The sequence below is a fragment of the Streptosporangium amethystogenes subsp. fukuiense genome (assembly GCF_042665875.1).
GTDB classification, from domain to species: domain Bacteria; phylum Actinomycetota; class Actinomycetes; order Streptosporangiales; family Streptosporangiaceae; genus Streptosporangium; species Streptosporangium fukuiense.
On record NZ_JBHTEE010000001.1, the window covers coordinates 7,534,434 to 7,547,112 of the forward strand.

At 70.4% G+C, this 12,679-nt stretch carries 10 protein-coding genes; 3 read left to right on the top strand and 7 right to left on the bottom strand.

The window, feature by feature from the left end:
- Positions 1-53 precede the first annotated feature (53 nt).
- From ACFQVD_RS33475 to ACFQVD_RS33495, 5 genes are all read right to left on the bottom strand, one after another.
- Positions 54-1,463, bottom strand: a complete 1,410-nt coding sequence (locus ACFQVD_RS33475) for a cellulose binding domain-containing protein (protein ID WP_343962361.1) — start codon at positions 1,461-1,463, stop codon at positions 54-56.
- Positions 1,464-1,553: 90 nt separating this feature from the next.
- A complete protein-coding gene (locus ACFQVD_RS33480) occupies positions 1,554-2,849 on the bottom strand; it encodes a beta-N-acetylhexosaminidase (protein WP_343962363.1) in 1,296 nt (431 codons plus the stop codon).
- A 57-nt stretch (positions 2,850-2,906) separates the two neighbouring features.
- Positions 2,907-3,737: a carbohydrate ABC transporter permease gene (locus ACFQVD_RS33485; protein ID WP_343962365.1), complete on the bottom strand. Its 831-nt coding sequence runs from the start codon at positions 3,735-3,737 to the stop codon at positions 2,907-2,909.
- Entirely contained in the window at positions 3,734-4,723 is a 990-nt protein-coding gene (locus tag ACFQVD_RS33490) for a carbohydrate ABC transporter permease (RefSeq protein ID WP_343962368.1), read from the bottom strand. The genes ACFQVD_RS33485 and ACFQVD_RS33490 overlap by 4 nt, the downstream gene beginning before the upstream one ends.
- Before the next feature lie 141 nt (positions 4,724-4,864).
- Positions 4,865-6,151 (bottom strand): extracellular solute-binding protein, encoded by a 1,287-nt coding sequence (locus ACFQVD_RS33495; protein WP_343962370.1) that lies wholly within the window; start codon positions 6,149-6,151, stop codon positions 4,865-4,867.
- 137 nt (positions 6,152-6,288) lie between these two features.
- Here ACFQVD_RS33495 and ACFQVD_RS33500 point away from each other — a divergent pair, with 137 nt between their 5' ends.
- The 3 genes from ACFQVD_RS33500 to ACFQVD_RS33510 all read left to right on the top strand — a co-directional run bounded on the left by ACFQVD_RS33500 (position 6,289) and on the right by ACFQVD_RS33510 (position 8,202).
- Positions 6,289-7,023 (top strand): GntR family transcriptional regulator, encoded by a 735-nt coding sequence (locus ACFQVD_RS33500; RefSeq protein WP_343962372.1) that lies wholly within the window; start codon positions 6,289-6,291, stop codon positions 7,021-7,023.
- Between the two features lie 54 nt (positions 7,024-7,077).
- The gene (locus ACFQVD_RS33505; protein WP_343962374.1) at positions 7,078-7,764 is read left to right on the top strand and encodes a nucleoside/nucleotide kinase family protein; all 687 of its coding nucleotides are present in this window, start codon (positions 7,078-7,080) and stop codon (positions 7,762-7,764) included.
- 180 nt (positions 7,765-7,944) lie between these two features.
- On the top strand, positions 7,945-8,202 hold the full coding sequence (locus ACFQVD_RS33510; protein WP_343962376.1) for a hypothetical protein: 258 nt from the start codon (positions 7,945-7,947) through the stop codon (positions 8,200-8,202).
- 123 nt (positions 8,203-8,325) lie between these two features.
- On the opposite strand, the gene ACFQVD_RS33515 is transcribed toward ACFQVD_RS33510, so the two are convergent.
- Positions 8,326-11,202 (bottom strand): BTAD domain-containing putative transcriptional regulator, encoded by a 2,877-nt coding sequence (locus ACFQVD_RS33515; RefSeq protein WP_343962378.1) that lies wholly within the window; start codon positions 11,200-11,202, stop codon positions 8,326-8,328.
- Positions 11,203-11,591: 389 nt separating this feature from the next.
- The gene (locus ACFQVD_RS33520) at positions 11,592-12,662 is read right to left on the bottom strand and encodes a tetratricopeptide repeat protein (RefSeq protein WP_343962380.1); all 1,071 of its coding nucleotides are present in this window, start codon (positions 12,660-12,662) and stop codon (positions 11,592-11,594) included.
- Positions 12,663-12,679 lie beyond the last annotated feature (17 nt).

Consider the following 12,679-nt stretch of genomic DNA (forward strand, 5'->3'; position numbering starts at 1 on the left):
CGGGCGCGGGCCGTGCGTCCTGGCTGTGCGTCCTGCTCGTGCTGGCAGGGATCTCAGGGGTTGGGCACGGTGTCGACCCAGGAGGTGGAGGCGGAGCGGTAGCCGTTGACCCGGTTCAGCACCTCGGCGGGAGCGACGACCTCGTTCTTGGCGTGGTAGAACCAGTCGACCTGCTGGACGTAGTCGCGCGGGGTCGAAGCGCCGACCAGTCCGCCGCTGATGAACCAGAGGTTGAAGTTGACCGACTGCACCGTCTCCGGGTAGTAGACGCCGCCGTGCTCGGCGAAGAGGGCACCGTCGATGTAGTACCTGATCTGGCCGCCGGAGACCTGGAGGACCAGGTCGTGCCAGCCCGCGTAGCTCTGCCTGGCCTCGGTGTGGACGTTCACCGCCTCCCAGGGCTCGTTGCGGTACGTCTCCCACGACGTGGTGTACATGATGTTGCCGGGCTCGCCCCAGCCGCCGTTGGGCAGGTACTCGAAGTCCTGCTCGCTGTAGTCGGGGTCCATGTCGAAGGCCAGCGGCGTGATCGTGAAGAAGGTCTGCACGACGTGGTCACCGTCGGGGCCGCTGACCGGGGCGTCGGAGAACTTCACCCGGGCCGCGTAGGTGCCTTCGAGGAACTTGCGCCGGTGCAGCACCTCCGACTGCCGGGTGCCCGCACCGGTGCCGTCGGTGACCGCCCTGAGCTGCAGCGCCTTGTTCGTGCCGGAGACCGTGGGGAAGGTCACGTTCTGCTTGGGCCAGCTCGCGCCGGGCACGCCGGGACCGCCGCTGTTGGTGCGCACCGTCCAGTTGTGCGCGGTGAGGCTGGGATCGTCGGCGTCGCCGTACGAGAAGTCGTCGAACACCACCCCGCCGCCCTCGGGGCCGGTGGGCGTGACCGACGGGGTCGGGGACGGGGACGGGGACGGGTCGCCGCCCGTGGGAGAGGTGCCCCAGACCAGGGCGCCGTTCTGGTGGACGGTCACCTTGGTCCAGTCGCCGTAGGTGGTGCGGGCCGGGCCGAAGGAGTAGTCGTCGCTCTGGGTGATCCGCTGCCAGTCGGACCGGTGGAAGCGCAGCTGCAGGTCACCGGTCTGCGCCCCGACCGCGAGGTTCCCCGAGGTGAAGCCCACCTCCAGGTAGCGGTCGGCGGTCGCCGCCGGGGCTGAGAGCGTGCCGAAGGCCCCGGTGACCGTGGAGCAGGAGACCACGGCCCACGAGCACGCGAAGCGGTACTGCGTCGCCCCCGGGTCCGCCTTGAAGTAGTAGCGGATCTTCACGCCGCTCAGCGGCACGGCCGAGGTGCCGCTGTTGACCAGGTTGAACCACGGCTCGACCTGGTCGGCGGTCGCGCCGGTGGCACTCGTCTTGTACTGGAGCCTGAGGGACTGCTGGGCGCTGGCCGGGTTCGCCGCGACGCCCACCAGGGCGAGCAGCACGGCGGACACCAGTCCGCCGAGTAACAGCTTTCTGCGCACGTGTTTTCCTTTCCTGGTGCTTTCTGGGGCCTGGGGGGTTTCCAGGATCGAGGTGCTCCGGGGCCGCTGGACGCCGGTGTCCCGCGGGGGTCAGGGGATGAGCGGTCCACCCCGGACGCCCTGGGCGCTGAGCCGGGCGAGGTGCGGGCCGAGCCGCCGGAGGAAGTCGGGGTAGTCGCCGGGCGAGCCCCAGGCGACCTCGGCGAAGGCGCACATCCTGGGCAGGGCCATGAACTCGACCCGCTCGGGCGTGGGCATGTACTCGGTCCACAACTGGCACTGCACGCCCCGCGCGGCCGGGTCGGGTGCGAACGCGTAGGTGTCGGCCAGGGTGAGGACCCGCTCCTGGGCCGTCGGTGAGTCCGACTCGGCCGGCTGCTCGTCGAAGGGGGCGGCCGAGGGGCGGTAGTCGAAGTACGTCCGGGTGTGCGGTGCCAGGATGATCTCGTTGTCACCGCGGTCGGCCTGCTCGTCCCGCCAGACCATGACCGTCGTGCCGGGCGTCGGCGCGCGGTCGGGCTCATCCCAGCAGACCAGCCTGCGCGAGTGTTTCTCCAGGTGGGCGGCCATCCGGCCGATGAACCAGGCGCACGCGTCCCGCGGTCCGGCCAGCCCCAGCTCGGCCAGCCGCCGCCGCGCCGCGGGACTGCGCTCCCACTCGACGGTGGGGCACTCGTCCCCGCCGACGTGCACGTACGTGCTGGGAAAGAGGTCGCAGACCTCGTCGAGCACGTCCTGGCAGAAGCGGACCGTGGACTCCTCCAGGTTGAGGACGTGCTCGCTGATCCCCCACTCCGACCAGACCTCCACCTGGCGGGACGGGTCGTTGCCCAGGTGGGGGTAGGCGGCGATGGCGGCCTGGGCGTGGCCGGGCATCTCGATCTCGGGCACCACCGTGACGAAGCGCTCCGCCGCGTAGGCGACGATCTCCTGGATGTCCTGCCGGGTGTAGAACCCCCCGCGCCGGGCGCCGATCTCGGTGAGCCTGGGATGGCGCTTGATCTCCAGCCGCCACCCCTGGTCGTCGGTCAGGTGCAGGTGCAGCACGTTGAGCTTGTGCTCGGCGAGCAGGTCGACGAGGCGCAGCACGAACGCCTTGGGCATGAAGTGCCGGGCGACGTCCAGCATCACCCCGCGCCAGGCGAACCTCGGCCGGTCCTCGATCGTCCCGTACGGCACCTCGGGCCCCAGCTGGGCGAGGGTCCGCGAGCCGTAGAAGCGGCCGGCCGGGCCGCCGGCGGTGAGCTCGACGCCCGAGGGGGAGACGTCGAGGCGGTAGCCCTCCTCGTCGAGGGACGGATCGTCGGGCATCAGCCGCAGCAGGTCCCGCCGGAACGCGCCGGAGCCTCCGTCGACGGCCACTTGCCGCGGCCTCGGAATGATCACGTTGGTCTTCCCTTCACGGCACCCCTTGAGGGCGCGCCTGTGGACGGACGGTGGGACCTATCCCTTGACGGCGCCGGCGATCATCCCTGAGGTGACCCTGCGCTGCAGGACGAGGAAGATCAGCAGCACCGGCAGCATGAAGAGGGTCGAGGCGGCCATGGTGGCGCCCCAGTCGGTGCCGAAGACGTTGCTGAAGGAGGAGAGCCAGACGGGCAGCGTCCGGTCGCCCTGGTTCTTGATGATCAGTGCGTTGGCGAAGGCGAACTCGTTCCACGCGGTGATGAAGCCGAACAGGGAGGTGGACATCAGGCCGGGGGCGAGCAGCGGCAGGACCACCCTGCGGAAGGCGGCCGTCCTGTCGCACCCGTCCATCAGCGCCGCCTCCTCCAGCTCGGGAGGGATCGAGGCGAGGAACCCGCGCAGGGTCACGATGGTGAACGGCAGCGTCGTCATGAAGTAGATCAAGGTGAGCATCGACAGCCTGTCGAGCATCCCGGTGTCGCGGGCGATGATGAACATCGACACCAGCAGCGCCTCCCAGGGAGCCATCTGGGCGATGAAGACCATCAGGACGAACGCCCTGCGCCCGCGCCAGCGCATCCGGGCCACCGCGAACGCGGCGAGCAGCGCGACCACCAGCGCCAGCAGCACCGCGCTCGCGGTGACGGTGAGACTGTTGCCGCAGAACGTCCAGAAACCGTCGGCGCTCACCGCGGTCGCGAAGTGCTCCAGGGTGGGGTGGGCGGGCCAGAAGGTCGGGGTCTGCGACTGGATGTCCCTGGTGGGCTTGAACGCGGTCAGCACCATCCAGTAGACGGGGAAGATCGAGACGGCCAGCACGGCCAGGGCCGCGAGGTTCAGCGGTACGCGGCGCAGCGGGACGGTCACAGGTGCTCTCCCTCGTGCTTGAGCATCCGCCGGAGATGGGTGATCAGGAGGGCGACCAGGATCAGCACGGTCAGGCTGGAGATCGCCGAACCGAGGTCGTACCTGTGCAGCGACTGCGCGACCTGGAACGCGTAGACGGGCAGGGTGGTGGTGGCCTCCTCCGGGCCGCCCTTGCTGATCGCCCAGATCTGGGCGAAGCACTTGAACACCCAGATCACCTCCAGCGAGGTGATCAGGCCGAAGAGCGGCCGCAGGATGGGGAAGGTGACGGTGGTGAAGACCTGCCACCCGCTCGCGCCGTCGATCCGCGCGGCCTCGTACAACTCGGCGGGGACGGTGGTCAGGCCCGCGTACAGGGTGAGCGCGGCGAACGGCACGGACTGCCAGACGACCAGGGCGACCAGGATGGCGAAGGTGGAGGTGCCGTGGGCGAACCAGGTGTAGTCCCTGAAGGACTCTAGGCCCAAGGTGACCAGCAGCCAGTTGACCACCCCCAACCGTGACTGGAAGAGCCACTGGAAGATCGTGGTGGCGGCGAGGACGGGGGTCGCCCAGGTGAGCACCAGGCCGCCCATCACGGCCAGTCGCATCCTGCGGCCCAACCGGGCGATCATCAGTGCCACCACGGTGGAGACGACCATGATCAGGACGACGTTGACGGCGGTCCAGAGCAGGGTCCTGCGCACCACGGCCCAGAACTCCGCTCCGCCGAGCACCCGCGCGTAGTTGTCCAGGCCGACGAACGCCGCTCCGCCGCGGATCAGCTCGCCGGTCCTGAAGTGCTGGAAGGAGATGACGACGCTACGGACCAGCGGGTAGAGCAGCAGGTAGGCGGTGCCCGCCAGGGTCGGCGCGATCAGCAGGTAGGGCCAGAGGCCGTTCAACCGGGACGGCCGCGCGCCGGGTCGCGACGCGGGCGGCGCGGGCGCGGTGGCGTCCCGGTCACGGGCACGCCGCCGGGGCGGGGCCTGGGAGGCAGCGGGCATGGCACTCCTCGGAACGGAGGGTACGGGGGTGGCGGTACGGGGCCTGCGCGGACCGGCACGGGGCGCGTGGGCGGTGCGGGGAAAGCCGGGTGACCCGCGCGGGGGAGCCGCCCCGCGCTCGATCGGTCCGCCGGGCGGGTGTCAGGACGTGGTGTTGAGGATCTCGGCGATGCCCTGGTCCACCTTGGCGGCCTCGACGGCGGCGTCACCCCCGGTGAGCACCCTGGTCAGATACTCCTTGATCAGGTTCTTGGCCTCGACCGCGGCCCAGTTGGGGGAGTTGGGGGTGGCGTGTCCGCTCGCGGCGCCCGCCGCCATCGCGGCCGTCGCCTCGTTGCCGCTCAGCGCGTCCGCAAGGGAGACGCGGTTGGGCACATAGCTCATCTCCTTGGCCATGTCGACCTGGAACCTCTCGCCCGCCAGCGCCTTGACCACCTGGTAGGCCGCCTCGTGGTTCTTCGAGGCCTCGGGGATGACCAGGTCGGAGCCGCCGGTGAACACCGCGCCCGGCCTGTCGGCGGTCTTGCCCGGGATCGGGAAGAACCCGAGCTTGCCCTTCAGTTCCGGGTTGGCCTTCTCGATCGCCACCGCGCCACCGGGCGCGGAGATGAGCTGGGCGACGTCGCCCTTGGCGAAGACGTCGGCCTGCGGCGGCCTGGCCTCGTCGGAGTCCTTGGGGCCCTTGCCCAGCGCCTGGAGGTTCCGGTAGAACTCGACGCCGGCCAGCGCCTGGGGGGTGCCGAGGCCGCCCTTCCAGGTGCCGCCCTCGTTGACCGCGAGGTCGCCGCCCTCGTCCCAGATGAATCCCGCCAGGGTGTACCAGTTCTGGCCGGGCAGGTAGATGCCCTGGTCGCCGCCCTTGTTGAGGTCGGCCGTGATCTCCAGCCACTCCTGCCTCGTCTTCGGCGGGGCGGTGATGGACGCCTTGGCGAACAGGTCCTTGTTGTAGATCACCACCCGGTTGGCGGCGTACCACGGGATGCCGTACTGGCGCCCGTCGATCCTGCCCGGTTCGGCCAGGCCGGGCAGCCAGTCGCCGCCGCCCAGGTCGGCGACCTTGTCGGTGAGATCCTTCACCCCGCCGCTGGCGGCGTACTCGGCGACCTGGGTGTTTCCGACCTCGATGACGTCCGGGGCGTCATTGCTGGCCAGGGCGCTGGTCACCTTCTGCCCGATGCCGTCCCACTCCTGGATCTGGATGTCGAGGGTGACGCCCGGATGGGCCGCCAGATAGTCGGTGCGGAAGCGGTCGAGCAGGGCGTCGGAGAAGCTGTCCCGCATGACCCACACGGTCAGGTTCGTGGCGCCCTGCCCGGCGCCGGCCGAGCCGGGCGAGTCCGCGGAGGGGGACGGCTCGGAGGAGCCGCATGCGGTGAGGCCGGCGGCGAGTGTCAGCACTGCCGCGGTGGCGCGGAGGCGGTACCCCATCGGTACTCCAAGAGGTCATGTATTGGTAAGTAATTGGCCTGCTTCGCATAGGGTGGCCCTTACCAGTTCCGTCGTCAAGGCTTGTTTTTCCGCGGATGACTGGTAACTAATAGGTAATGTCTAGGTAAGGTGGGGGCGTGACGCTAAACATGAGGTCCGGGCTCAAGCGCGACCGGGTGCGCGATGTCCTGCTCGACTTCATCGCCGACATGAAGCCGGGCGAGGCGATCCCCTCGGAGCGGGATCTCTGCAGGGAGCTCGGAGTCTCCCGGCCCACGGTGCGCGCGGCGATCGACGACCTGGTCAGGTCGGGGTTGCTCGTCCGCGAGCGGGGGCGCGGCACCTTCACCGGGCCGCACCGGGTCACCCAGGCGCTGGCGTCGACGACGGGCAACTCGTTCTACGCGCCACCGGCCGAGGGCAACTGGCTCAGCCGCATCCTGGAGTTCGGCTCCGCCCCCGCGGGCGCGCGGCTCGCCGCCCGGCTCCAGCTCTCTCCCGCCGACCCCGTCCTGAGGGTCGTCCGGCTGCGCGTCGTCGACGACGAGCCCATGGCCATCGAGCGCATCCACCTGCCGCACGCCCTGGTCGACGGCCTCGTCCCGGCCGACATGGAGTCGGGGTCGTTCTACCGGTTCCTCCGGGAACGTTTCAACGTCGACGTCCGCACCGCGGTGCAGACGATAGAGCCCACGGTCACCGACGAGACCGAGGCCGAGCTGCTGCACGTCCCCCAGTACGCCCCGGCCCTGCTCTTCGAGCGCACCACCCGCGACGTCGGTGGCCGGATCGTCGAGTTCACCCGCTCGATCTACCGGGGCGACCGCTACCGGGTGACCTCCGAACTCTCCTTCAACGCCGACTCCGGCTGACTCCGGCGGTTCTTCCGCTGGAGGCCGGGGGGCGGCTCGGCTAGGTTCGGGGAGGTGACCTCCCTCGACGACCTCGCCGCGCGGGCCCGCTCCCTCGTACGGGAGGGGCACCGCGCGCTGCTGGGCATCACCGGCGGCCCGGGGGCCGGCAAGACCACCCTCGCCGAGCACCTGGTCGCGATGCTGCGCCCGACGCCTCCCGAGGGACTGCCGGCGCGGGAGTGGGTGGCGCACGTGCCGATGGACGGCTTCCACCTCGCCGACGTCGAGCTCGACAGGCTCGGTCGCCGCGACCGCAAGGGGGCGCCCGACACCTTCGACGTCGCCGGCTACGCGGCACTCCTCCGTAGGCTGCGCGAGGACGAGGACGACGTGATCTACGCGCCCGCGTTCGAGCGTGACCTGGAGCAACCGGTCGCCGGCAGCATCCCGGTCCCGCGCGCCGCCAGGCTCGTCGTCACCGAGGGGAACTACCTGCTGCTCGACCAGGGTGACTGGTCGCGCGTGCGGCCGCGTCTGCACGAGGTCTGGTACTGCGACCTCGGCCCCGAGGAGCGGGTGCGCCGCCTCGTCTCCCGCCACGAGCACTTCGGCAAGGACCGCGACGACGCCGTCGCCTGGGTGCTGGGCACCGACCAGCGCAACGCCGACCTCGTCGCCACCACCCGCTTCCGCGCCGACCTCGTCATCCCCGACGCCGTCATCCGCTCGGTCGGCGCCTCCGCGGAGGCGTCCGGCTGACCACGCCGCTCACCGCCCGAACCGAAACGATCGGGCGGCGTGTGAGCCTGTGCGTACCGCATCGGAGTGGACAGCCGAACCGAACGTGACTCGGTCAAAGTCTTGATCATCGATGTGGTTCGTTTTTCCTGAGATAGGGCGATATCTCCGCCATATCATCCGCGCATTCCGGGAGAGCACATGTCCGTTACCCGCTGTTTTGTCACCGCCATCCTCGCCGTCTCGGCGGTGGCGCTCGCCGCGCCGGCCGCGTCCGCCGACCCCGGCCCCGCTCCCGGCGCGATCCCGCCCTGGTCCCCGCTGTCCGAAGACTACGAGCCCTCCGGGACGCTGACCGTCAATAACGGCGACCGCACGGAGACCTGGACGTGGGAGCCCGGCCATCAGAGTTACCAGAGCTCCGAGAGCAGTTCCAGGCAGTCCAGGCAGAGGGAGTGACGGGGCCCCTCAGGACGTGCGGCATCCGGGTCTCGGAGATCGGGAGATGCGGCTCCTGCCCAAGCGGTTGAGCGCTCACGTGCCCGCCCGGTCCGCTTCCAGGTCGGCTTTCACGAGATCAAGTCACCGTTCCGTGCCGGTGGGCAGGTGGTAGGAGATGGGCTCGGACCACCGCTCGTCCTGCAGAAGGTGCGCGCGGGCGGTGGCGCGGTAGAGCCGTCCGGTTGTTCTGTGCTCGACGGTGATCGCGGGCCACACCGCCCGGCGGCACGTCGTGAGGGAGCCCGGCCCGTTGAGACGGTGTTGCGCGGAGAGCTGTTCCATCCGGATGGTGTGGTGCTCCGCGCGCGGGTGGTCGAGACACTCCAGTGCCTGCCGTGCCAGGATCAGGTGGGCCAGGATCTCGACGATCACCATGCCGTGGGCCTGGGCGAGCCGCAGCAGCTCGGTTCCGATCCTCAGCCGGTCGGCGGCACCGTCACCGTCACCGCGGAAGGTGTACAGGTGACGGGCGTTGAGCGCCCCCGCCAGAGCCTCCGGGTCCTTCAGTCGCCTGGCCATGGCCAGCGCCTCGTCGGCCGCCTTGGCGCCTCTCATCGCCTCATCGCCCTCGAAGCCCACGAGCTCGAAGGCGAGTGAGGTGAGCAGCGAGCACCGTGCCGCGCGGTCGCCCTCGGGCAGCTGGGAGAGCGTCTCCTCGATCACCCGGACGACCTCGGGAGAGTCCTCGCCGCCCCCCTCTGTGCGGTATGCCGTCGGCACGTCCAGGGCGCCGACGACCCGTGCGGTCAGCTCGTGGTCGGCGTGCGGAAGGGCCAGTTGGATCGCCCGTTTCCGCAGCTTCCTGGCCTCGTCCAGCTTGTTGCAGAGCGCCAGGGCCCTGACCCGTCCCACGAGCAGTTCCGGATCCTTCTCGTCCGTGAGCTCGATGGCCTGCCCCCAGAAGGAAGCCGCCTCGCGGTACGCGAAGCGCTGCTCGGCCCGCTCGGCGGCGAGCACGCAGTGGCGCGCGGCGGCTGAGGGCTCCCCGCCCGCGACGAAGTGGTGGACCAGGGCGGAGACCCCGCGCGGACGGAGCCGTTCGAGGGACGCGGCGACTCTGCCGTGGGTGCGGATCTGCCGCATGCGGGACATGTCATCGTAAAGCGCGTCCCGGGTGAGGGCATGGGTGAAGCGGAGCCCGCCGCCTTCGGGCTCGGCGAGCAGTCCGGCCGCCAGGGCCGTCTCGACCGCTTCCACGACGGGTTCCTCGCCGTTGCCGTTCAGATCTATCAGCACGTCGATGTCGAAGTCCCTGCCGATGACCGCCGCCTCGCTCAGCACCCCCCGCATGGACGCGGGCAGGCGGGCGAACCTGCGCCGGAGCACGTCACGCACTCCCGGGGGGACGGTCGACAGGGCGGCGTCCTCGCCCTCCGCGGCGATCAGGCGGGCGGTCTCACGCAGGAAGAAGGGGTTGCCGCCGGTGCGGCCGGTCACGGCGGCGAGCGTGCCCGGCGTCACCGTCGTGCCCGAGACGGCGGCCAGCAGGCTGCCGGCCGCGTCCTGGTCGAGCCCGTTCAGGACGATGCGGACCGGCTCGTGGCGGGCCAGCGCGGCCAGCGTCTCGGCCAGTCCGTCCGCCTCCTCCTCGCGGAAGGTGCCGACGATGAGGACTTCGGTGTTTCTCAGCTCGGAGGCCAGGTCCACGAGGGTGGCCAGTGTCTCCTCGTCGGCGCGATGTAAATCGTCAAGGACGAGCAGCAACGGCGAGACCCGGGCCGCGTCCGCGAAGTACACCGCGAGGTCGCGGCGGAGCCGGAACCGCTCGGAGGTGAGGTCCGCGTCGCCGTGGGCGGAGCGCGGAGCGTCCGGATCGGCGAGCAGCCGCCGGATCTGCGCGGCCACCCTGTCAGCGGGGGCCACCTGAGCGGTGAGGAGACGCAGAATCTCCACCCACGCCCATCCGGCCGGAGCCCCGCCGGTCTCCGGGCACCGGCCGACGGCGACCTGCCAGCCCAGGCGCGAGTATCCGGCCATGGCCGCCTTCACCAGGGCGGACTTCCCTATGCCCGCCTCACCGCTGATCAGCGCGATGCCCCGGGACATTCCGGAGAGCAGGCCCAGTTCTCTCTCCCTGCCGAAGATCTGGTCGCCGGTCTCCGGACCCGCAGCGCCCTTCGCCTCGCCGGCCTTCTCCGGCGGGAACCACGCGGTGGAGGAGGTCACGCGCTCCGACGATTCGTTCGCGGCGGCCGGTCGCGCTATCGCGGAGGATTGCGAGAGGATGTCGGCTTCCAGTTGTTGCAGCCTCGGGCTCGGGTCGATGCCGAGTTCCTCGACCAGGGTGTGGCGGGCCTGCCTGAGCGCGACGAGCGCGTCCCCCTGCCGGCCCTGGTTGTAGAGGGCGATCGCGAGCAGCCGCCACCCCTCCTCCCGCAGCGGGTGTTCGGCGAGGTGGGCGCGTAGGTCGGCGACCACGGCACCCGGCGAGTCGAGCGCGATCGCGGCGTTCGCGCGGTGCTCGACGGCCATGGCGTGCAACTCGTCCAGGCGGGTGATCTCGGGCAGCGCCCAGTCGGATGTGGTGAACTCGGCGTACGCCGGTCCCCGCCAGATCCCGAGCGCCATGTCGAATTCGCGCAGGGCCGCGCGGGTGTCTCCCGCGCCCAGGAACGCGGCTCCCCTGCGCACCATGTCCTCGAACCGCCAGGCGTCGACATCCTCGCTCCGGATGGCGTAACCGGGAGAGACGGTGACCAGTACCCGGGGCGGGACGCCCGTCGCGCGGCCCGATTCCAGGACGCGCCGTAGGTTGGAGATGTAGGAGTGCACCGAGGCGACGGCGCTTCCCGGAGGGTGGTCGCCCCACAGGTCGTCGATCATGCGCGCGGTCGGCACGACCCGGCCACGGGCGACCAGTAGCCGCCCGAGAACCGAGCGCTGTCGTGGTGCGCCGAGGTTCACCGGCCCGTCGGCGCCGACCACTTCGAACGCGCCAAGAATCCGAAACGCCACCATTAATTCCAACCCAGCATTGAGCGTCGGCAGGTCTGAACCTGGCACGTGCCATTTCCGGAGTTCGGACGCGGCGATGCCGGGGACTGCCGCGCGGGTGTGTCCACACCGCGTGACCGCCTCAGGACATCATTTTGGAGAGGTTCCTGGCGGGGGCGGCTCGTCGTAGTGGACGGACAGGCCAAGGTCGGACTGACATGACATGGGTGTCTTCCTGTGAGCGCAGCTTGGTTCTGGGGGCGACCCAAGCGGTTAGAACGCGGACAGGATCACCGATCATCCTTAAGGAAAGCTTGGAATCCACTACAAAGCGCTGGTAGCGGGCCTGCTGTCAGGGCGGTTCCAGCCACTCCCGGGCGCGTTCCGGTGCCGGTCCGCTGTGCGTCGCCGCTTCACCGGGCTTTTGGTGAGCTCGTCGACCGACGGCAGGCGCCGAGGTTTTCGAGGCAGGCCAGCCGGACGGGGTGGTCCCGTTCCACCATGCCGTCGAGCAGGTTCAGCGCCCGCTCCAGGAGCGTCACGGCCTCCTTGGGCCGGCCGCTCCCGCGCAGGGTCGCCGCGAGATTGTTCAGGGTCAGGGCCAGTTCGGGATGGTCCTCGCCCAGGAGCCCTTCCTTGATCGTGAGCACCCTGCGATAGGTCGCCTCGGCCGTTCCCAGGTCCCCCCTGGCGTACTGGAACGCGGCGAGGTTGTTCAGAGTCGACGCGACCTCGTAGTGCTCCGGCCCGAAGCACTCCTCGAAGACGGCGAGGGCGTCGCGCAGCAGCCGCTCGGCCTCCTCCTCCTCGCCGAGTTCGCGCAGGATCGCGGCGAGCGCCACCTGGTCGCCGGAGACCTCGGGGTGGGCGGGGCCGCGTACCAGCCGCCGGATCTCCACCGCGCGGCGGGCGAAGGGTTCGCCGAGCGCGTGGGTGCCGCGTGCGTGGTTCAGCCCGCCGAGATTGTGGTTGATGTCGGCGAGGTAGGGATGGTCCGTGCCGTGCAGGGCTTCGACGATCCGCAGAGCGCGCTGGTACGACCGCTCGGACTCGTCGAACCGACCGGTGTACTTGTGAAGTACCCCCAGGCTGTTGCAGACCCGGACGACCTCGAGGGAGTCAGGGCCGCAGGATGCCTCCGCCAGGACCAGAGCGTCCCTGAGCATCACGTCGGCGTCTCCGTAGCGCCCCCTGGTCCGCAGCAGATCGGCGTGGTCCACAGTCACCCGTAGCCGGACCTTCGGATCGCCCGTCCAGGTGGCCTTGGCAGCGCGTTCGAGGTGGCGTTCGGCCTCGTCATGGCGTCCAAGGCGCAGGCACAGCCGACTCGCGAGCAGCAGGGCGTCGGCGAGGTCGTCACCAGCGTCCGCGTGGCCCGCGCGGACGCCGTCGGTGAGATCGCGGACGGCGACCATGGCGCCGTCGTACGCCTCCGCATAGCGGCCTGCCCGCTCGTGCTCACGGGAGAGGTCGAGCTCCGTCATGGCGGTCCTGCTGGACC

Excerpts from the sequence above, each read along its gene's own strand:
- ACFQVD_RS33490 (WP_343962368.1), bottom strand. The coding sequence starts at position 4,723 with ATGCCCGCTGCCTCCCAGGCCCCGCCCCGGCGGCGTGCCCGTGACCGG.
- ACFQVD_RS33495 (WP_343962370.1), bottom strand. The coding sequence starts at position 6,151 with ATGGGGTACCGCCTCCGCGCCACCGCGGCAGTGCTGACACTCGCCGCC.
- ACFQVD_RS33510 (WP_343962376.1), top strand. The coding sequence starts at position 7,945 with ATGTCCGTTACCCGCTGTTTTGTCACCGCCATCCTCGCCGTCTCGGCG.
- ACFQVD_RS33515 (WP_343962378.1), bottom strand. The coding sequence starts at position 11,202 with ATGGTGGCGTTTCGGATTCTTGGCGCGTTCGAAGTGGTCGGCGCCGAC.
- ACFQVD_RS33520 (WP_343962380.1), bottom strand. The coding sequence starts at position 12,662 with ATGACGGAGCTCGACCTCTCCCGTGAGCACGAGCGGGCAGGCCGCTAT.